Source organism: Chitinophaga sp. 30R24, from assembly GCF_049056765.1.
Lineage (GTDB): Bacteria > Bacteroidota > Bacteroidia > Chitinophagales > Chitinophagaceae > Chitinophaga.
Genome location: NZ_JBJGXX010000001.1, coordinates 840,415 through 860,287 on the forward strand (window position 1 = coordinate 840,415; position 19,873 = coordinate 860,287).

Here is a 19,873-nt window from a genome sequence, read left to right on the forward strand (position 1 = left end):
TGTTATGAACTGGGGATATAGGATCATCCTTGTATTTATTGTTTTTGCCGCCGGGATCTTAACATTGGTCGCCAAGAGCATGTGCACCCACATCGATATGGTAACGTCTGATTACTATGGTGAAGAACTTAAATACCAGCACGTTATAGATGGCCGGAAAAATGCCGCCGGCCTATCCGTGCCTATTAGTATTCAGCAAACTCCTACCGGCATCCTGGTAGTATTGCCCCCCGAACTACACGGCATGCTTATTACCGGTAAGCTTACCTTCTACCGTCCTTCAGATTCCGGGAAAGATATACTGCTGCCACTACAACCCGATGAGAATGGCCGGCAGTTAATTAAGCGCCTATTGTTCATAAAAGGGCGCTACAAAGCAACAGTAGAATGGCAGATGAACAATCAACCTTTTTATCAGGAACAACCATTAAATATTTTTTGAGCGATGATTACTTCATTTATGTTGGGCTTTGCCGGTAGCTTTCACTGTGTGGGCATGTGTGGTCCTATTGCTTTAATACTGCCGGTGCAGCAACTTAGCGGTATCAGGAAACTAGCCGGCGTCTTACTATACAATATAGGCCGTATCAGCGCTTATGCGCTACTGGGGCTTATATTTGGATGGCTGGGACAGCAACTTTATCTGGGCGGATTACAGCAATCGTTATCGGTGCTTACCAGCAGGTTGCTGGTAACAGTTGTGGTTATCAAATATGCAGGTTGCCCATGGGTAAAAAAAGCAGGACAGTTAAATTTTCTTTCAGGCAAAATAAAACAACTCCTGGGCGCTTTCTTACGTCAACAACGCTTTGAAGGACTTTATCTTATCGGCTTTTTGAATGGACTCCTTCCATGCGGGATAGTGTACCTGGGTATAGCCGGTGCAGTATCTGCAGGGGCAGTAATAAAAGGCATATTGTTCATGATTGCCTTTGGTGCAGGCACACTTCCCGCCATGCTGGCGCTTATCTGGTTTGGGCACCTGTTCTCTTATTCCCTGCGTAACAAAATACGCAAACTAGCACCTGCATTAGCATGCCTGATGGGTATCCTGCTGATCCTTCGCGGCCTTAACCTCGGCATTCCATATATCAGCCCTAACATGTTCACCAACCCCAAAAATGCTGTTGAAAATTGTTGTCATAAACCATAAACTATTATCATGAGTCTTATCCGTAAATATAACATTGCTGCTCCACGGTACACCAGCTACCCTACAGTTCCCTACTGGGAAGCAAACAACTTTCATACCGGCCGTTGGAAAGCCTTGCTCAAGAAATCCTTCCTGGAATTTAATGACAAGGACGGTATCAGCCTTTATATCCATCTTCCTTTCTGTGAGAAAATGTGTACCTACTGTGGTTGCAATAAACATATCACAGTGAACCACCAGGTAGAAGCGCCTTATATGTTGGATATTAAAAGAATGGCAGTTATACGTTGCTGCTTTCGGCGGCCGGCCACGCATCCGCGAGATCCACCTGGGTGGAGGCACACCTACTTTCTTCAGCGCCCAACATCTAACTTACTTATTGAAAGGTATTTATAGTACTTCCGACTTACTTCCTGATGCCTGTTTGAGCTTTGAAGGCCACCCTGGCAATACTACTCCGGAACACCTTACTACACTGTACAACCTGGGCTTCCGTAGGATTAGTTTGGGCATCCAGGATTTTGATCCACAGGTACAGGAAATCATTAACCGCCGGCAAACATTTGAAATGGTACAGAAAGTAGTAGCAAACGCCCGGCAAACAGGCTTTACCTCCATCAATTTCGACCTTATTTATGGCCTTCCCCTGCAAACAATAACGGGTATGCAAGATACCATCAGCAAGACTATGCAATTGCGTCCAGACAGGATCTCTTTTTTTAGCTATGCACATGTACCCTGGATTAAGGGTACCGGACGGCGCAGGTATACCGAAGCCGATCTTCCTAAAGATGAAGAGAAAAGGAAGTTATATGAGCTGGGTAAATCACTCTTCAACAGTGAAGGTTATACTGAAATCGGTATGGATCATTTTGCATTGCCGGGAGAGCCATTGCATACAGCTTTTCATCAGGGTAAGCTGCACCGTAACTTCATGGGGTATACTGTTTCACACACTTCTTTGCTGGTAGGACTGGGTGCCTCTTCCATAGGAGACAGCTGGTACGCTTATGCACAAAACGAGAAACAAATAAACGCCTACCAAGAGATAGTGGGCAGGGGAGAATTTCCAGTGGTAAAAGGACATATCCTCAGTGAAGAAGACCTACTGTTAAGACGGCACATACATCACCTGATGTGTAACTTTGAAACCACCTGGAACAAAGCAGATACGCAATGCGATGCAGTGACAGAAAGCCTGCAGCGACTGCAAGAACCAGAGAAAGACGGACTAGTACAAATACTCCCTCAAAAACTGGTGGTAACAGACAAAGGCAGACCGTTTATTCGCAACATATGCATAGCTTTTGATGCACGCTTATGGCGACAAGTGCCACATTCACAATTGTTTAGCAACGCGACCTAAGAATAGGTGTTCAAACTACCGCTTTTAGCTTTTAAAAACGATAGCGAAGACAACTAGCGCCTCTTTTTTCAAAAGCTAAAAGCAGGTGCTTAAAAATCTAAAATTTAAGACTCCCTATTAGGTCCACATCACAAAAATAGCGGGTAGCATCTTTGGTGCAGTACCTTCCTGAAAAGGACAAAAAAAGAATAGAATTATGATAGTGATTTATAGTCTTTTGAAATAACGATGGGCTGTAACGCTTTACCCACAAGCGTTTCAGGGGCAATAAAAAAAGTCTGACCGTTTGAACAATCAGACTTTCTTGTTATGTGAATGGGTTAGTAAGTACAGGGAAACAAAATTCCCTACACAATATTAAAAAGAATTTCATCACAAAAGAAAAATTTTACAAAAAAATTTATTCACACCACTAAAATAATTGTGGATAACAGCAGATTGGGATTTTCAAAACATCATCGTCTGCTTGCTATATTTTGATGGTTGCAATCACCGATTTACTACCTTTGTTGCTCTTTAATTATATTCAATAATTCAGTTCATATGAAGTTCGAAGCACTTGTTGCAGTAACGGAAATAGCAGCATATATAGGCGCAGAGCTGGTTGGCAACAATCAATTAATGGCTACTGGTCTTAACGAGATCCATAAAGTAACTCCCGGAGATATTTCCTTCGTAGACTTTGAGAAATATTATGACGTTAGCTTAAACTCAGCAGCCACTATTATCATCATCAACAAGAAGGTAGATTGCCCGGAAGGAAAAGCATTGTTAGTGCTTGATGACCCCTTTAGCGCCTATGTAAAACTGGTAAAAAGGTTCCGTCCTTTTGAACCTGCTACCAAGGCCATCAGCGACACCGCTGTAATAGGAGAAGGTACTATTGTTCAACCCAACGTATTCATTGGCAATCATGTGCGTATAGGCCGTAACTGTATTATACATCCCAATGTAACAATTTATGACCATAGCGTGATCGGTGATAACGTAATTATTCATGCAGGTACAGTATTAGGCGCCGATGCTTTTTACTTCAAGAAAAGGGCAGACCGGGAAGTGATATACGACAAACTGGAAAGCTGTGGCAGGGTAATCGTTGAAGATGATGTAGAAATAGGCGCAGGCTGTACCATCGATAAGGGTGTAAGCGGCGATACAATCATAGGACGTGGTACCAAACTGGATAATATGATCCACATCGGACATGGCACCGTGGTAGGCAGAAATGTGCTGATTGCTGCACAGGTAGGTATTGCCGGTAAAGCGAAGATTGAAGACAACGTTATCCTCTGGGGACAAGTAGGTGTTAATAAAGATCTTACCATCGGTAAAGGCGCTGTTGTACTTGCACAAAGTGGCGTACCGTCTTCCCTGGAAGGCGGCAAGGTATACTTCGGCTATCCTGCAGAAGATGCCAAAGCCAAAAGAAGAGAACTCGCCTGGATCAAACGCATTCCGGAAATATGGGAAATGCTTAAAGAAACAAAGTAATTTTCAGATAGCAGGAACCCGGTCTGGGTTCCTGCCCAATGCTCCGTTTATGAAGTATTTATTCGCTGTTTTCCTCTCTTTACTGCTTTGGAGTTGCAGTACTGCTAAAAAATCTCAAACCACATCTTCCCTGTATACAAATGAACAGGAATGGAGCATTAAAATAAAAGACGGCTGGCTAACCGCAAAAACCCTCTCCCTGGGTTTATATACCACCTCCTCCAGAAAAAATGGCCTGGCCGAAACCACTTTCATCAAAGACCCTAAAGATGCATTTAACTTTTATTTGACCGGAAATGGGGAACACCTACTGGTACAAACCATGACCACCAACGCAATTGCCTTCTCTAACCGTGATTTACCGCCTTATTTAAGCGGATTACCCGGAAACACAACACTTCACTACACCCTGATCAATGGCACTAAAAATGAGCCTTTAAATCGCTGGGAAATGATTCTTAAACCGTCTCACTATCTGGAACTGAACGAAAACAAACCTGTCGGCGTACTAAGGTCTGCCGGTACAGATATACGCATTACTGCACATAACCATTTTGGTAAGGTTAATTCTTATGAAAATGTATGTTACGAATTTCAGTACCGCAGGCAACCCGTGGCAGCAGTTATCCCGGGCAACACGCCCCGGGCCTGGGTAAGCAAAGAAATAGGGACCGAACTGGCTAAAACCCTGGCGGCGGCGATAGCGGCCCTTTTATGATAAGGCGGAAAACTAATGTTGTATAACGTGTTTATGATTATCCACGCTCCTGCAGGTAAGCAGCAGCAATACGCCTGATGGTCTTTTCCAGCGGCTGGAAATGGAATCCCGGCAGCGCATTCAATACTTTTTTATTTTCATAGTATATTTTCATTTGAGCTGTACGGGCAGTTTCCTTGGTTACTAGTGGATGCTTACCAGAGAGCATTCCTTTTATCTTCTCTACCCGCCATACTACCTCTGCCATCCAGGGTTTTACGGCAATATGCGGTGGCTTTTTACCTAATTCTCTGGCCATAGTAGTAAACAGCTGCTGATAGTCCCAATTGTTGGCAGATAAAATAAAGCGCTCGCCTGCGATATTACCGTCCATTAACCGGATCATCGCTTCCACTACATCTTCTACATCTACAAAGCCATTTACTCCCTTTGTGTAATAAGGAAATTCTTTCCAGGCATTTTTTAGTATGGCGCTGGAACCATGGTCCCAAAAACCTGCACCGAGAATAATGGAAGGGTTTACAATCACTGCATCGAGCCCTTCGGCGATACCTCTCCATACTTCCATTTCTCCCTGGAATTTACTAACGCTGTAACGGGAGTTATTCGGGCTGTCTTCCCATTCAGCGGTTTCATCAATAACAGCGCCCTCTTTTGCCCTGCCAATAGCAGCTACGGAGCTCACATAAAGCAGCTTGTCTACACCAGCGTCAAGAGCCATATTCACAACATTGGCAGTACCTTCTACATTGATCTTCATTAGGCGGTCTTTAGCATTTGCCTGAAAAGACACCACTGCGGCACAGTGATACACCTGGGTAACACCGGCCATTGCATCTTCCAGAGCGCATACATCCAATATGTCGCCTGGCACCCACTCTATCTTATCCATAATATCCTGCAACTGTGGGGCAGGTTGTTGACGGTATAAGGCCCTTACAGGTTTCCCTGCAGCAACCAATGCCCGAATTAAATAACTACCTAAAAAACCTGTACCGCCGGTTACTAATATCATGAAGACTAAATTCTTTTACTGAAACTATTGTTGTTCATACTTGTAAAAACCCAATCCTGTTTTACGTCCCAGCTTTCCTTCTTTTACCCGTTGTTCCTGTAACGTATTGGGTTTAAAGCGGGGCGCATGATTAAACGCATCATATAGCGATTGGGTAACAGCAAGGTTTACATCGTTGCCTATCAGGTCCATCAAGGCAAAGGGCCCCATTTTAAAGCCAACACTCTCCAGGAGCTGGTCGATAGCACTAAAATCGGCTACATGCTCAGCAGCCAGATGCATGGCTTCCAGGTAATAAAGACGCGCAACCCGGTTTACAATAAAACCCGGCGCATCTTTCACCCGCACCGGCACCTTGCCCATCCTCATTGCTACCGCATAGAGGACATCTGCCACTTCCGGCGACGTTTCACGACCACTCACCACTTCCACCAGCTTCATCAGGTGGGCTGGATTAAAAAAATGCATTCCTGCTACCCTCGACGGGTGTACAGTAACTGCAGCGGCAATGGTGGAAACAGAAAGGGAAGAAGTATTGGTGGCAAAAATGGTTTTAGCAGTATTGATCTCTGCCAGTTGATTAAACAAGCTGGTTTTAGCAGACAAGTTTTCTACTATTGCTTCTATAATCAGATCGGCCTTACAGTCGTTGATAGCAGCGGTGAAACTGATCCGCTGCAGGATGCTTTCTTTGTCTGCTACGGCCAGTTTACCTTTTTCTACAGCGCCGGTAAGGCTTTTCTCAATTTGTGCTTTAGCCCTTTCCAGCCCATCCGGACGGATATCAAACAAGGTAGTGCGATATCCGCTGTAAGCTGCAATCTGGGCAATGCCGGCGCCCATTGTACCAGCACCGCATACGGCAATAGACTCAATCACCATTTTGTTATTTTATCTTTTGGCTAAAACACTTTCGGTTAGCTAAACGGCGCCCTCAAACTGTTCCAGGAAGCGGGTATCGTTTTCAGAGAACAACCGCAGGTCCTTGATTTGGTATTTCAGCATGGTAATACGTTCTATACCCATACCAAAAGCAAAGCCAGTATATTTTTCAGGGTCTATACCGCAATTGGCCAGCACCTTGGGATGCACCATACCACAACCTAAAATTTCTACCCAACCGGTATGTTTGCAAACAGAACATCCTGTACCCCCGCAGATAAAACATACAATGTCCATTTCTGCGCTGGGCTCTGTAAAAGGGAAGTACGAAGGGCGGAAACGGATACCCGTATTTTCTCCAAACATCTCTTTTACAAAGTGATATAACGTTTGCTTGAGGTCTGCAAAAGACACATTTTCATCTATATATAACCCTTCCACCTGATGAAAAAAACAGTGGGCACGGGCAGAAATAGTTTCATTACGGTATACTCTTCCCGGGCTGATAATGCGGATGGGTAACTTACCCTCTTCCATTACCCTTACCTGGGCAGAAGACGTTTGTGTACGCAGTAACCAATCAGGGTTCTTACTGATAAAGAAAGTATCCTGCATATCGCGGGCAGGATGGTTTTCCGGAAGGTTCAACGCTGTGAAGTTATGCCAGTCATCTTCTATTTCCGGACCTTCCGCGATAGTAAAGCCCAGGCGCTCAAAAATGCGGATGATTTTATTTCGCACCAGGCTGATAGGATGACGGGTACCTAATCGGTGAGGAGCCGCTGGCAAGGTATAGTCGGTATCAGCAGCATCTGCGCCACTAGCATCTTTCAAATCACTGAATTGCTCGTAGCGGGATTCCGCAAGTTGTTTAAATTCGTTTAAGATCTGGCCGAATTCTTTCTTGCGGTCGTTCGGTACCTGCTTCATTTCCCCGAAAAGGGCTTTCACGATACCTTTTGTACCCAAAAATTTAATGCGGTACTGTTCCAGATCCGCCGCTCCTGCAGGCGTAAATGCCGCTATTTCTTCCTTGTAGGCTGCTATTTGCTGTACTAACTGTTCCATAAAGAACAAAGATAAGCGTTTAGGAATAAACTGCTGTGTTTAAACCCTTCACTTATTTAAGGGAAATAATGTATATTTTGATAGATTAATACAGGCGCAGATTTCCACTTCATGCACCATTTCTCCATTGCTAGTCAATCCTTTGTAGAGGATACTGCCATTAAGCAAATAACTGGTAACCACGAAAAACTCAATTAATTATGCTACTGATCCTACGCCTATGAAGTAACCAATAATGGCAGGCCGTATGCAAATCGCTCGATAGTAAACACTATAGGTTAAGATCGGGGCAACATTATTCCCAGGGAATGTACACCTTTACAGTACTTATATGAAACGTCGTTTAACATTGAAATCAGTGATCTCTGGCAGGAAAGGGCAATAGCCCCCGGTATCAGCTGTACTAGAAGATCAATTTATAGCCCACTCCACGGATATTCACGATCTGCACCCGGGAATCGTCTTTCAGGTACCTGCGAAGCTTGGTAATGAATACATCCATACTCCGGGCATTAAAGAAGTTATCATCTCCCCAAAGATCCATTAGTACGGTCTTGCGTTCCATTACTTCATTCTTGTTATCGTATAACCGGCGCAGAATGGCTGCTTCCCGGTGCGATAGGAACTCAGTGATATTATTGCGGGCGAGTGTTTGTTTCGTGTAATTAAACACATACTGCCCAATAGAAACAGCACCTTCTTCTATTTCCTTCGCTGCAGGCGTGTCCCCAAAACGCTTGAGCAAAGCGGTAATACGCACAATCAACTCATCCATACTGAAAGGCTTCTTCAGGTAATCATTTCCTCCCAACTCAAATCCTTTCACTACATCTACAGTTTGGGACTTGGCGGTCAGGAAAATGATCGGGGTAAGTTTATCCTGCTTACGGATTTCGGCGGTCACTGAAAAACCATCCAGGTTAGGCATCATAATATCCAATACCACCACATCCGGGTGTTCTTGCTGGTATAAGCGCAACCCTTCCTTGCCATCAGCTGCATACAACATTTCGAACCCCCTCATTTCAAGACTGTCTTTTACAATCTGTCCCAACTGTACTTCATCTTCTATCAGTAATACTTTTGCCATAATAGTTATTTAATTTATTGCTAAGCAGATGGAATAATAATGGTAAACTCACTTCCTTTATCCGGCTCGCTGTGTACTTGTATGGTGCCGCCGTGCATTTCCACTATTTTCTGCACATAGCTTAATCCGAGACCAAATCCCTTTACCTTGTGCAGGTTACCGGTAGGTACCCGGAAGAATTTATCAAAAATACTACTCTGATATACCTTGGGAATACCAATGCCGTTATCTTTCACTTTAATCTTTAACACCCCATTATTCAGGCTGGTTTGCAGGTATAATTGCACCTGGTCGCCGGAATACTTAATGGCATTATCCACCAGGTTATTGATGGCATTAGACAAGTGGGTTTTATCCACATAAGCCAGTTTGCCGGCCAGATTATTATCATAGCGCACTTGCAACTGTTTTCCCTCTTTTAATTGGTGGTTGGAGAGGATATTATCGATCACTTCATTCAAATCAGTTTCTTCCCTAAAAAGCTCAATATCTTCTTTTTCCTCTGCGGCAATATGTAATACTTTTTCCACCAGGTCCGATAAACGTTGCAGTTCATTTTTGGATATGTCCAGATAAGTTTGCGTTTTCCGTTGGTCGCTCAGCGCATTAAAGTTCTGTAATGCCTCCACTGCAGCGGATACGGTAGATATAGGCGTTTTCAGCTCATGCGTCATGTTATTGATAAAATCGTTCTTAACTTCTGAGAGCTTCTTTTGCTTGAGAATAGTTCTCAGCATGTAGATGAAGCAGAGCGTGGTGAGCAACAACAACAACACGGAGCTAAGTAAAGTCCAGATCATCTTCTGTAGTATAAACTGGAGAGGGGAATCGAAGGTGGCCTGTACAAAAAGATTGCTGGCCGGGTTAAAAGGTATTTTTGACGTTTGTCGCGGTTCTCTCCGGCGGATACTGTCTCTGAATGTTTCCCTTTCAAAGCCGCTGTAATTGATGTGGAAAGTATCCAGCTCGTAAGGAGTGGCAATCTGCCGGTTAGCTAATTCCACTTTAAATACAGAGTCTAACTTGATCAGGTTGGCGCTATCGTTGTGTAAGTTACTGGTAATGAGGAACTCTGAAATTTGCCGGGCCAGTGTATCCGCATAAATACGGGCTGGCGAATCGCCATGGAGGGCTTCTGGTGGCGGAGGTCCGGGATAAAAGTCGTGTTCCCGTTGTCCTCCCCTGAAATGCTTTCCTTTAGGGATACCGATTTCCTCCAGTTGGTTGGCCAACCCTTTCATCGGTGATTTCAACGAATCCTTATCCTTGCCGAAATAGCGGATATACCGGCGCACATCAGAGAACTGTTTGTTGAAAACGGCCATCCTTAAGGATTCATTGATCTCCTTATTGAATTGCTCCTCCCTGAGTTTATAGGAATTGTACAGCCAGTACCCCTGGAACAGAAATATGCCCAGTATACAGACAGACATGAGAATGAGGATATTTCGGATTCTTTGTCGCATGAAAGATTTTAAGCTTCCTTACAAAACTATCTATTCCCGCTCTAATACCTGCTAATCCCTTAACAGTAATTAACAATAAATAAGGAAGATTAACGCTTGCAGACAGGCCTTAACAGTAAATAACAGTAAATAAAGCTTTTTAACCCAAAAAATGAAGCCGAAGCAGGACTTTTGTGCTAACAAAACAACAGGTATGAATAAAACTATCCGCTTATTATTAGCAGCAGGCACACTGATTTCCGCTTCCGTGCCGGTATTTGCCCAACAATCAGGCACTATCGAATACGAAGTAACCGCTAAAACCGATCCAGAACGTATGCGCGGTTTCCAGCGTGGCAGCGACGATAACGCGCCTCAAATCCCCGATGTAATCACATTCAATCAAACCTTTACGTTTAGCAATAATGTCGGAAAACTTACCACCGAGCGCCCCGACTTTGGCGGTGGCCGTGGAAGAGCAAACGGAGGTAACCAACAAGGCGACAACAGGGGAGGTGGAAGACCTGGCGGCGGAAGATTTGGCGGATTTGGCGGCCGTGGCAACAATGCCCAGTACGTAGACCTGGCTAATAAAAAATATGAACAGGTATTTACCACCTTCGGAGATGATAAGAAAACCTATTACACAGAGGAAGACTACATCTTCACCGATAATAGCAAGTCGGCCGACAAAACAAAGAAAATAGCCGGCTACAACTGTAAAAAGGCAACTATCCAGTTAAAGGACGATACCTACACTGTTTGGTACACTACAGAACTGCCTTTTAGCTTCGCTCCGATAAATGGATTACTACCCGAAAACAACGCTGTAGTATTGTCTGCAGAAGGTAGCAAACGCTCTTTCATTGCGAAAAGCGTAAACCTGAAACCTATTACAGATACAGATCTCAGTCTTCCTGCCGGTGCTGAAAAAGTAAGCCAGGAAAAAATGAGAGAGATCATGAGAGAAGAAATGGAGAAATTACGTGCACGGCAACAATAAATGCAAATTTCATCCTAACTTCCTCCTTTCCTGTTAATTTTATTTATGAAACTATTTATACAGCTTGCGCTGCTGCTGAGTTTGGGCATGTTACATGCCCAGGCTCAGTCGCAACAAGGAAAGATTAAAGGCCAGCTGACAGACCAAACAACTAAAGAAGCCCTGCCGGCAGCTACGGTAGTGCTGCTTAATGCAAAAGATTCCTCCGTTGCCACCAGTACCTTAACAGACGATAAAGGTAATTTTGAGCTCACCAACATCTCTGATGGAGCTTATCGCTTGTATATCAGCTTTCTTGGCTATAAAACCGTCAACAAACTGCTGCAAATCGGCGAGGATAAGAAACAACTCGCACTTGGCAACATCGCCATGGAACATAAAGGAGTAAACCTGAATGCTGTAGAAATTCTTGAAGAAAAACCACCTATCGTGGTTAAAAAAGACACACTCGAATTCACCGCGGATGCCTTCAAAACAAGGGAAAACGCAGTAGTGGAAGACCTGCTGAAAAAACTACCTGGCGTAACCGTAGATAAAGACGGCAATATTACCGCACAAGGACAAACCGTTACCAAAGTATTGGTAGACGGCAAACCGTTCTTTAGCAACGACCCCAAACTCGCCACCAAAAACCTACCAGCCAATATCATTGATAAAGTACAGTTGATTGATAAAAAATCTGACCAGGCCCAATTCACCGGAATAGACGATGGTCAGACTGAAAAAGCTATTAATATTACGATCAAGAAAGATAAGAAAAAAGGTATGTTCGGCCGCGCTACTGCCGGATATGGTACAGACGATAGATTTGGTATTTCCATGAGCCTCAACCGCTTCCGCGATAACCAACAAGTATCAATGCTGGCCGGCGGCAACAACGTCAACAATATGGGCTACACCCAACAAGACCAGATGAGCTTCAGCTCTGCCGGAGGCGGAGGTGGAGGTGGAAATAGGGGAGGCCGCGGAGGTGGAGGCGGAGGCGGAATGATGACGCAACAAAGCCTGGGTAACAGCAACAATCCGGGTATTACCCGTAACTGGAACGCCGGCCTCAATTTCAACCAGGATTTTAGCAAAAATCTCGTCATTTATGGCAGCTACTTCTTTAACAACACCAAAAACGATGTTGAACAGAAAAGCGCCCGCCAAACATTCACAGTAGATTCGCTCAAAAATTCGCTGACCAACTACGATAATACCGTTTCCAGCTCACAGACAGACAATAGCAACAATCGTTTCTCCTTGCGTATGGAATACACTATAGATTCGTTTACGTCTATGGTTTTTACACCCAGCGTTTCGCTTACTAACGGCAATAGCTATACGATCACAAATAACATATCTCTTAATAACGCGAGAGATACCATCAATAAAGGCTCCATCTACAACGATGGGCAAGGCACAAATCAGAACATAGGCGGCAACCTGTTGTTCCGTAAGAAATTTAAAACATTAGGCCGCACCTTAAGCCTCAATCTTACTTATAACAACAGCAGCAATCAGCAGGAAAACATCGTAAAATCCATGATCAACTATTTTGATCCGGATAGCCTGTATACTTATAACCAACGTAATTCTATCCATACCGACAGCCGGAACGCAGGGGCTACCTTAACGTACACAGAACCGTTATGGACCGGACATTACCTGGTGGCTAATTATGGCTTTACCGCCTATAACAGCACCAGCGATAAGTATACTTTCGATTACGATGATGCCAAGGGAAGCTACAATATCATGAACGACTCCCTGAGCAACAGCTTTACCAATAAAACGCTGAACCAGCAAACTGGATTGGCCTTCCGTACTGATAAGCTAAAGTATGATTACTCTGTAGGATTAAACGTACACTTTAATAACCTGGATAATAATACCCATTCCTACCTTACCGGCAGGGATAGCCTTATCCGCCAGCATACTATTAATCTTTCACCACAGGCAACATTTAATTACATGTTTGCCAAAAACAAGCGGTTGCGCATTAACTACAACGGAAGCACTCAGCAACCTTCCGTACAGCAATTGGCGCCGGTACCGGATAACAGCAATCCGTTGTATATACAACTCGGTAATCCTGATTTGAAACCATCTTTCAACAATAAGTTGAACATTAATTTCAATCAGTTCAACAACATTACCTTCCGCGGTATGTTTGCGTCCGTAAACGGTGGGTTTACCATGAATAAAATTGTGAACGCCACCTGGCTGGACCCGCAAACCGGTAAGCAAACGGTAAAGCCGGTAAACGTAAATGGCGCCTTCAACGTACAAGGTATGCTGTACAATTCCATCCCGCTGTCCAAAACACCAGGACAAAATCTGAACGCTGGTACCACTATCGGTTACACCCGCGATGTAATAGTAAGCAACGGTTTAACCAGTAATACCAATACCCTGCAGCTGGCGCAGTCGGCAGCTGTAAACTATACCTACAAAGAGTTACTGGACCTATCGTTGGGCGGCAGTGTAAACTACAACGCTACCGACTATACACAATCGTCGCAGAACAGCAGTCAGAAAGATACCCGGTATTTTGACTACAACCTGAATACAAACTTCAATATTAATCTACCTCTGGGCTTCATGATAGGCAGCGATATTACCTGTACCATGAGCCGGGGTCGTACCGCAGGCTACAACCTCACCTCTACAATGTGGAATGCTAATGTTGCTAAGTACGTATTCCCTAAGAAACAAGGTTTAATCAAACTACAAGGCTTCGATCTGCTGAGACAGTATGTAAGCGTATCCCGCACCGTTTCTGATAACTATATACAGGATACCCAGAGTAATGTATTACAACAATATTTTATGATCAGCTTCACTTATTTCCTCAATAAATTCGGAAATACCAACAACCGCGGCGATCGTGGCGGCAATAGAATGGGCTTTCCGGGTGGCAGAGGCGGTGGAGGTAGTGGCGGCGGATTCCGTCAGGGAAGATTTTAACGCTCACTGGTAGAAAATAAAAAAGCTGTATCGTTTGATACAGCTTTTTTATTTTCTACCAGTGTTACCCATTCATTTGAAAGAAACGCTTTCCTTACTGGCCATCCTTCTGCCTGCCAAAACGCGTTTTAATACCCAGGCAAGGGTAAATGTGGGAATAATATCTGTGCCGGGGAATAATTCTTCCATGAAGTTAAATACGCTGCCAAAGGTGCCAAGGGTACCGCCAAACATACGGTAGAAAACAAAAGCAGAAATTGGGGCCCATATAAAGTCGCTGACATCCCCTAATACAGGTACTGCATAACTCGCACAGCCTATCAGGTCCATCAAAATACAGATCCACAAACTGGGGGTATATTTTTTTTCCATTTCAACCTCCTCTTTTCAATGCATAAAACAAATTACTTACCAATTTATAAAATCAATCACAATTTACCATAATAATGCGGTATAATAGCAGGTAGTGCTGTCAAAAAATGAAAATCCATCCCAGCTACACATTTCACCCCAAAAAGGCCACTACGTTTGTAAGTAAACATAATTTCCATTACATTGATATTTTAAAGCAATCCAATTATGCCTCAGGAAAATTCGCGCCGCGATATGATCAAAAAAGTTGCAACCGTGGCTTTATCCACCTCCGCATTCACCTCTCTTTCCAACAGGGTATCCGCCCACGAAAAAACAGTAGATGAGAAATTGAAAGGCAAGATCAACCACTCTGTATGCGCCTGGTGCTATAATATGCCACTAAACGACCTCTGTAAGGCCGCTAAAGAAATAGGGCTTACTTCTATTGACCTGGTAGATCCGAAAGATTTCAACATCCTGCAAAAACACGGCATGATGACTGCCATGGTGTCTAGCAACGGCCCTGAATGGGGGATCACCAAAGGCTTTAACAATGTGGCACACCACGATAAACTGGAAGAGTATTTCAGGCACTACATCGACGAAACGGCCAAAGCCGGTTTCTCCAACCTGATCTGTTTCTCTGGTAACCGTAATGGCCTCAGCGATGAACAAGGCATCGCAAACTGTACCAAGGGGTTACAACGCATTATTGGTTACGCTGAAAAGAAAAAAGTGAACCTCGTCATGGAATTATTGAATAGTAAAGTCAATCACCCTGACTATCAATGCGACCATACCGCCTGGGGCGTGGAATTGTGTAAATCTGTGGGCTCTCCTAATTTTAAACTCCTCTACGATATTTACCATATGCAGATTATGGAAGGAGATATCATCCGCAACATCCGCGACCACCAGCAGTATATTGCGCACTACCATACCGGTGGAGTACCCGGCCGGCACGAAATCGACGACACCCAGGAACTTTATTACCCGGCTATCATGAAAGCTATTTATGATACCGGCTTCACAGGCCATGTGGCGCAAGAGTTTGTGCCAGCCCATCCCAACCCAATCGCCTCTCTTAAACAAGCTATCGGAATTTGTGACATTGCATAACCGTTTTTATCCTATTTTTGCCGGATAGTCTACAAAATCAGTAGGATAAAAACATGAAGCAATACTATAAGAAGCCTTTAGCCTGGTTGCTAGAAGAATCGGCCAGCGAAAACAAACATACCCTCAAACGTACACTGAGCGGTTTTCAACTGTTAATGCTAGGACTGGGAGTAATTATTGGCGCAGGTTTATTTTCTTTAACCGGACCGGCAGCAGGCAATAATGCAGGTCCGGCTATTACTCTTTCCTTTATCATAGCCGGGATAGGATGCGCTTTTGCCGGCCTCTGTTATGCCGAATTTGCTGCCATGATACCAGTAGCCGGCAGCGCCTATACTTACGCCTACACCACAATGGGAGAACGGCTTGCCTGGATTATCGGGTGGGACCTGGTACTGGAATTTTCTGTAGGTGCCGCTACGGTAGCCATCAGCTGGTCTAATTACCTGATAGAATTTCTTGCCGGATACAAAATATACGTACCTGCACAATTTGCTCATTCACCTTTCGAAACTATTACCCTTGCCAATGGCATAGTAACCCATGGCTATTTTAATCTACCAGCTGCCCTTATCATTATACTCATGTCGGTGATACTGATGCGGGGTACCAAAGGCTCTGCAATTTGGAACGCTGTGGTCGTATCCCTGAAAGTGGGCGTAGTACTCGTTTTTATAGCCCTGGGCTGGAAATATGTACAACCGGCTAACCTCACACCCTATATACCAGCCAATACAGGCGTTTTCGGTGAATATGGCGTATCCGGCATTCTGAGAGGGGCAGGGGTTATCTTCTTCGTATACCTGGGCTTCGACATTGTAAGCACTGCTGCCCAGGAAACTAAAAATCCCCGGCGTAATATGCCCATCGGCATCTTAGGCTCCCTGATAGTATGTACCATATTGTTCATCCTTTTTGCATATGTGCTCACCGGACTGGCTCCTTATACGGCATTTAAGAATAGCGCTGCACCAGTAGCCATCGCTATTGCACATACGCCCTATAAATGGCTGGGACAAATGATCATACTGGCTATTATTGTAGGTTATACTTCCGTGATCCTGGTAGACCTCTGGGGCCAATCCCGTGTATTCTACTCCATGTCGAAAGATGGCTTGCTGCCCAAGCTCTTTTCTGATGTACATCCCCGTTACCGTACACCATGGAAATCGAATATCCTCTTTTGCATTTTTGTAAGCTTATTTGCAGCATTGGTACCTATCAGGGTAGTAGGAGAAATGACCAGCATCGGTACCTTGCTGGCCTTTGTTATTGTATGCGCCGGTGTATGGATCATGCGCTATTCCATGCCGGATGCGCCACGCGCATTCCGTACACCTTGGGTACCATTTGTACCCATTATGGGCATCCTTACCTGCCTGTTAATGATGGTGTTCTTGCCTTGGGACACCTGGTTACGGCTGATTGTATGGATGGCAATAGGTATGCTGATCTATGAATTTTATGGTAAAAAGCATAGCCGGGTACGTAAAGGTTTGCAGCACTAAAACTTCCAGTCTTGCCGCAACATACCCATAATCACCATATCCACATATTGTCCATGGAGTTTAGCGCTGTGGCGCAGTATCCCTTCTTTGATAAATCCTAATTTGATCGGTATCTGCCCACTGCGTTCATTCTGCAATACAAAGTGGATTTCTATTTTATTCAGGTGCAATTTTTTAAACGCAAAAGAAATCAACCCTTTGCAGGCTTCGGTGGCAATGCCTTTCCGCTGAAAGGCTTCTCCAAGCCAATAACCGATTTCAGCTTTCTGTAACTGGTGATCCCAATCATGCAGGTCTATAACACCACAAAACTGTTGCTGGTACCATACACCCAATGCAATTGCATCTTGTTCTTCTGCCTTGCGGAGCATTAATTGTATAAACCGGAGGGAATGTTCTTCATTGGTGTTATAGTCTACCCAAGGTAAAAACTTACGGAGACTCTTTCTTGATACATCCAGTTGTTTATATACCTGTGGAGCATCCTGCACTTGTAGTTGGCGCAGGTATATATTCTCATTAACGGTTACTTCGAACATAGCTGGATTTAAAGGGGGTTAAACTTACACCGATTTGATGATAAAACCAACCCAAGATAAAACAGAGATCCGGTTACCTTATTTCCGGGCAGCTTCTTCCGGAATCAGGTAACCAGATCTCTGAACACTATTTACCGCTTAACTTTATCCTTAACTTTCTTTATGCTTAACTTTACTTTTATAATTTATCGTTTCACCAGCAATTGTTGTTTGGCCATATCTTTTACCACTTTCTGGGCATATAATACTGCCATTCTTTCTGTAGTTGGTGGATCAAATGATTGTGATTGTACAGAATATAGTAACTGTCCACTTCTCAGGTCGTACAAATTACCCTCCCATTGGTATTTGGTATTGTAGGTAATGTAACCTGGGCCAGGACTATACCATTGAGTATACCACATGGAATAATAAGGCCAGAAGCCATAGTAACCATAAGGTCCGTAGTTGGGAACAAAAGTTTTTTCCCGTCCTTTATCTATCATTACAATAGTCATGATCTGACTCACATCACTTCCCTGCAATTGTTGCAGCACTTGTTTTTCACCCATTTTCCCAAATTCCTGAGGTCCGTATGTTTGCAGAGCAGATACGGCGTTGTATCCCTTTTTCCTCAGTTCTGATACAGTATAATTTTCCATCTGGCCGCGCAGCGTACGGTCTTTTTGAGGTACCAAAGCCAACACCATTATTTTATTACCTTTTTGCAGCTGCTGAGCACCGTTTGCCCGCCATGAAGACGTAACTTTAGTGCTAGTACAAGCTGCCATGGCTATGATTACCAATCCTACTATGATGAGACCAAGCTTTTTCATATTCCCTCCTTTAATTTGATTAGTTTCTATTTATATAGACGTATGAAGAGCGAATTTGTAACATGAAAAAGCCAGTTTTAACAATTCTTTCGGACTTGTTAAATATTTGCTAATGAGGCGGTTAGCGAAAGGAACGGTAACCTGTAAAAATGAAAAGAGGATATATCATAGCTGATATATCCTCCCTAAATAAGTATAAAAAAGCTAGTAATTAATCACTTGTTCTTCAATGCTGGCTGGCAGCTCCCTGAAAGTATAAAGCTGTGTGCGTAACTGTGGTTCAAAACCTGCTTCCCGGATCGCTTCTTGCATAGATTTGTACGTGAAACGGTGCGGAGCGCCGGCAGCACTCACTACATTTTCCTCTATCATAATAGAGCCGAAATCGTTAGCACCTGCATGCAAACAAAGCTGTGCAACCTGCTTACCTACAGTGAGCCAGGATGCCTGGATATTTTTAATATTGGGCAGCATAATACGACTCAATGCAATCATACGGATATATTCTTCGGCGGTGGTCATGTTATGCACCCCACGAATCCTGGCGAGCAAAGTATCCACATCCTGGAACGTCCAGGGGATAAAAGCGGTGAAACCATAGTGCCCTTCTGGTTTTTCGCTCTGAACCTGACGGATGTCTACCAGGTGTTCAAATCGCTCCAGTATTGTTTCTACGTGACCAAACATCATTGTGGCGGAAGAGGCAATATTAAGCTGATGTGCTGCACGCATTACATCAAGCCATTCCTGTGCCCCACATTTTCCTTTGGAGATAAGACGGCGTACGCGGTCGTTCAGTATTTCTGCACCAGCGCCCGGAAGACTATCCATACCAGCTTCCTGCAGCGCCCTGAGCACTTCTATGTGCGTGCTTTTTTCCAGTTTGGTAATATGTGCTACTTCGGGGGGACCGAGCGTATGCAATCTCAGGGTTGGGTACAACTTTTTTAGCTCCCTGAATAGGTTTGTATAAAAGCTGAGCCCCAATTCCGGATGATGACCACCCTGCAGCAATAATTGATCGCCACCATAACGCAGTGTTTCATCAATTTTGTGCTTATACTCTTCAATAGGTGTAATATAGGCCTCTTTATGCCCTGGAATACGGTAAAAATTACAAAACTTACAGTTAGCCGTGCACACATTGGTTGTATTCACGTTCCTGTCTATTTGCCAGGTCACCTTTCCATGCGGTACCTGTTGCTTGCGTAACTCATTGGCTATTTCCATCAATTCTGCCAGCGGGGCATTTTCGAAGAGGTAAACGCCTTCCTCTGCTGTCAGAAATTCGAATTGCTGTGCCTTTTTGTATAAATCCTGAAGTTCCATGTACTATATTTCTATCCCGGAATAAC

General features: G+C 44.1%; 19 protein-coding genes. 10 read left to right on the forward strand and 9 right to left on the reverse strand.

All coding sequences use genetic code 11. The annotated features are described in order from the left end of the window. Positions 1-4: 4 nt before the first annotated feature. The 6 genes from ACDQ55_RS03465 (at position 5) to ACDQ55_RS03490 (ending at position 4,728) form a co-directional block, all read left to right on the forward strand. Positions 5-442, forward strand: coding sequence for a FixH family protein (locus ACDQ55_RS03465; protein ID WP_420979702.1), 438 nt, complete (start codon positions 5-7; stop codon positions 440-442). Positions 443-445: 3 nt separating this feature from the next. Then, positions 446-1,153, forward strand: coding sequence for a sulfite exporter TauE/SafE family protein (locus ACDQ55_RS03470; protein ID WP_420979704.1), 708 nt, complete (start codon positions 446-448; stop codon positions 1,151-1,153). 9 nt (positions 1,154-1,162) lie between these two features. Further along, positions 1,163-1,549, forward strand: coding sequence for a hypothetical protein (locus tag ACDQ55_RS03475; RefSeq protein WP_420979706.1), 387 nt, complete (start codon positions 1,163-1,165; stop codon positions 1,547-1,549). Then, a complete protein-coding gene (hemN, locus tag ACDQ55_RS03480; RefSeq protein ID WP_420980430.1) occupies positions 1,476-2,519 on the forward strand; it encodes an oxygen-independent coproporphyrinogen III oxidase in 1,044 nt (347 codons plus the stop codon). The genes ACDQ55_RS03475 and hemN overlap by 74 nt, the downstream gene beginning before the upstream one ends. Positions 2,520-3,062: 543 nt before the next feature. Beyond that, positions 3,063-4,010, forward strand: a complete 948-nt coding sequence (locus ACDQ55_RS03485; protein WP_420979708.1) for a UDP-3-O-(3-hydroxymyristoyl)glucosamine N-acyltransferase — start codon at positions 3,063-3,065, stop codon at positions 4,008-4,010. A 49-nt stretch (positions 4,011-4,059) separates the two neighbouring features. Beyond that, positions 4,060-4,728, forward strand: a complete 669-nt coding sequence (locus ACDQ55_RS03490; protein ID WP_420979709.1) for a hypothetical protein — start codon at positions 4,060-4,062, stop codon at positions 4,726-4,728. A 37-nt stretch (positions 4,729-4,765) separates the two neighbouring features. Here the strand turns inward: ACDQ55_RS03490 and ACDQ55_RS03495 are convergent, their stop codons facing one another. From ACDQ55_RS03495 to ACDQ55_RS03515, 5 genes are all read right to left on the reverse strand, one after another. Further along, on the reverse strand, positions 4,766-5,743 hold the full coding sequence (locus tag ACDQ55_RS03495; protein ID WP_420979710.1) for an NAD-dependent epimerase/dehydratase family protein: 978 nt from the start codon (positions 5,741-5,743) through the stop codon (positions 4,766-4,768). A 24-nt stretch (positions 5,744-5,767) separates the two neighbouring features. After that, on the reverse strand, positions 5,768-6,625 hold the full coding sequence (locus ACDQ55_RS03500; RefSeq protein ID WP_420979711.1) for a 3-hydroxyacyl-CoA dehydrogenase NAD-binding domain-containing protein: 858 nt from the start codon (positions 6,623-6,625) through the stop codon (positions 5,768-5,770). Positions 6,626-6,664: 39 nt separating this feature from the next. Next, on the reverse strand, positions 6,665-7,693 hold the full coding sequence (gene pheS, locus ACDQ55_RS03505) for a phenylalanine--tRNA ligase subunit alpha (RefSeq protein WP_420979712.1): 1,029 nt from the start codon (positions 7,691-7,693) through the stop codon (positions 6,665-6,667). A gap of 403 nt (positions 7,694-8,096) precedes the next feature. Further along, positions 8,097-8,783: a response regulator transcription factor gene (locus ACDQ55_RS03510; RefSeq protein ID WP_420979714.1), complete on the reverse strand. Its 687-nt coding sequence runs from the start codon at positions 8,781-8,783 to the stop codon at positions 8,097-8,099. Positions 8,784-8,803: 20 nt separating this feature from the next. Then, positions 8,804-10,216, reverse strand: coding sequence for a sensor histidine kinase (locus ACDQ55_RS03515; RefSeq protein ID WP_420979715.1), 1,413 nt, complete (start codon positions 10,214-10,216; stop codon positions 8,804-8,806). A gap of 226 nt (positions 10,217-10,442) precedes the next feature. Between ACDQ55_RS03515 and ACDQ55_RS03520 the strand changes: the two genes are divergently transcribed. Both ACDQ55_RS03520 and ACDQ55_RS03525 read left to right on the forward strand, forming a co-directional pair. Further along, positions 10,443-11,231: a GLPGLI family protein gene (locus ACDQ55_RS03520; protein WP_420979717.1), complete on the forward strand. Its 789-nt coding sequence runs from the start codon at positions 10,443-10,445 to the stop codon at positions 11,229-11,231. Between the two features lie 45 nt (positions 11,232-11,276). Further along, positions 11,277-14,183, forward strand: a complete 2,907-nt coding sequence (locus tag ACDQ55_RS03525) for a TonB-dependent receptor (protein ID WP_420979718.1) — start codon at positions 11,277-11,279, stop codon at positions 14,181-14,183. A 72-nt stretch (positions 14,184-14,255) separates the two neighbouring features. Here the strand turns inward: ACDQ55_RS03525 and ACDQ55_RS03530 are convergent, their stop codons facing one another. Next, a complete protein-coding gene (locus ACDQ55_RS03530; protein ID WP_420979719.1) occupies positions 14,256-14,555 on the reverse strand; it encodes a hypothetical protein in 300 nt (99 codons plus the stop codon). Positions 14,556-14,762: 207 nt separating this feature from the next. Between ACDQ55_RS03530 and ACDQ55_RS03535 the strand changes: the two genes are divergently transcribed. Both ACDQ55_RS03535 and ACDQ55_RS03540 read left to right on the forward strand, forming a co-directional pair. After that, on the forward strand, positions 14,763-15,656 hold the full coding sequence (locus tag ACDQ55_RS03535; RefSeq protein ID WP_420979720.1) for a hydroxypyruvate isomerase family protein: 894 nt from the start codon (positions 14,763-14,765) through the stop codon (positions 15,654-15,656). Positions 15,657-15,709: 53 nt separating this feature from the next. Further along, positions 15,710-17,164, forward strand: coding sequence for an amino acid permease (locus tag ACDQ55_RS03540; RefSeq protein WP_420979722.1), 1,455 nt, complete (start codon positions 15,710-15,712; stop codon positions 17,162-17,164). Here ACDQ55_RS03540 and ACDQ55_RS03545 read toward each other — a convergent pair. The 3 genes from ACDQ55_RS03545 to mqnC all read right to left on the reverse strand — a co-directional run bounded on the left by ACDQ55_RS03545 (position 17,161) and on the right by mqnC (position 19,847). Further along, positions 17,161-17,703 (reverse strand): GNAT family N-acetyltransferase, encoded by a 543-nt coding sequence (locus ACDQ55_RS03545; RefSeq protein ID WP_420979724.1) that lies wholly within the window; start codon positions 17,701-17,703, stop codon positions 17,161-17,163. The genes ACDQ55_RS03540 and ACDQ55_RS03545 overlap by 4 nt on opposite strands. A 185-nt stretch (positions 17,704-17,888) precedes the next feature. Continuing rightward, complete coding sequence (locus tag ACDQ55_RS03550; RefSeq protein ID WP_420979725.1) at positions 17,889-18,518, reverse strand: hypothetical protein; 630 nt, start codon at positions 18,516-18,518, stop codon at positions 17,889-17,891. Positions 18,519-18,722: 204 nt separating this feature from the next. Beyond that, entirely contained in the window at positions 18,723-19,847 is a 1,125-nt protein-coding gene (mqnC, locus tag ACDQ55_RS03555; RefSeq protein ID WP_420979726.1) for a cyclic dehypoxanthinyl futalosine synthase, read from the reverse strand. Positions 19,848-19,873 lie beyond the last annotated feature (26 nt).

What these genes read in the sequence shown, in the direction of transcription:
- ACDQ55_RS03550 (WP_420979725.1), bottom strand. Translation starts at nt 18,518, where the DNA reads ATGAAAAAGCTTGGTCTCATCATAGTAGGATTGGTAATCATAGCCATG.
- ACDQ55_RS03475 (WP_420979706.1), top strand. Translation starts at nt 1,163, where the DNA reads ATGAGTCTTATCCGTAAATATAACATTGCTGCTCCACGGTACACCAGC.
- ACDQ55_RS03465 (WP_420979702.1), top strand. Translation starts at nt 5, where the DNA reads ATGAACTGGGGATATAGGATCATCCTTGTATTTATTGTTTTTGCCGCC.
- ACDQ55_RS03540 (WP_420979722.1), top strand. Translation starts at nt 15,710, where the DNA reads ATGAAGCAATACTATAAGAAGCCTTTAGCCTGGTTGCTAGAAGAATCG.
- ACDQ55_RS03470 (WP_420979704.1), top strand. Translation starts at nt 446, where the DNA reads ATGATTACTTCATTTATGTTGGGCTTTGCCGGTAGCTTTCACTGTGTG.
- ACDQ55_RS03530 (WP_420979719.1), bottom strand. Translation starts at nt 14,555, where the DNA reads ATGGAAAAAAAATATACCCCCAGTTTGTGGATCTGTATTTTGATGGAC.
- ACDQ55_RS03495 (WP_420979710.1), bottom strand. Translation starts at nt 5,743, where the DNA reads ATGATATTAGTAACCGGCGGTACAGGTTTTTTAGGTAGTTATTTAATT.
- mqnC (WP_420979726.1), bottom strand. Translation starts at nt 19,847, where the DNA reads ATGGAACTTCAGGATTTATACAAAAAGGCACAGCAATTCGAATTTCTG.
- ACDQ55_RS03510 (WP_420979714.1), bottom strand. Translation starts at nt 8,783, where the DNA reads ATGGCAAAAGTATTACTGATAGAAGATGAAGTACAGTTGGGACAGATT.
- pheS (WP_420979712.1), bottom strand. Translation starts at nt 7,693, where the DNA reads ATGGAACAGTTAGTACAGCAAATAGCAGCCTACAAGGAAGAAATAGCG.
- ACDQ55_RS03485 (WP_420979708.1), top strand. Translation starts at nt 3,063, where the DNA reads ATGAAGTTCGAAGCACTTGTTGCAGTAACGGAAATAGCAGCATATATA.
- ACDQ55_RS03515 (WP_420979715.1), bottom strand. Translation starts at nt 10,216, where the DNA reads ATGTCTGTCTGTATACTGGGCATATTTCTGTTCCAGGGGTACTGGCTG.
- ACDQ55_RS03525 (WP_420979718.1), top strand. Translation starts at nt 11,277, where the DNA reads ATGAAACTATTTATACAGCTTGCGCTGCTGCTGAGTTTGGGCATGTTA.
- ACDQ55_RS03520 (WP_420979717.1), top strand. Translation starts at nt 10,443, where the DNA reads ATGAATAAAACTATCCGCTTATTATTAGCAGCAGGCACACTGATTTCC.
- ACDQ55_RS03545 (WP_420979724.1), bottom strand. Translation starts at nt 17,703, where the DNA reads ATGTTCGAAGTAACCGTTAATGAGAATATATACCTGCGCCAACTACAA.
- ACDQ55_RS03500 (WP_420979711.1), bottom strand. Translation starts at nt 6,625, where the DNA reads ATGGTGATTGAGTCTATTGCCGTATGCGGTGCTGGTACAATGGGCGCC.
- ACDQ55_RS03535 (WP_420979720.1), top strand. Translation starts at nt 14,763, where the DNA reads ATGCCTCAGGAAAATTCGCGCCGCGATATGATCAAAAAAGTTGCAACC.
- ACDQ55_RS03490 (WP_420979709.1), top strand. Translation starts at nt 4,060, where the DNA reads ATGAAGTATTTATTCGCTGTTTTCCTCTCTTTACTGCTTTGGAGTTGC.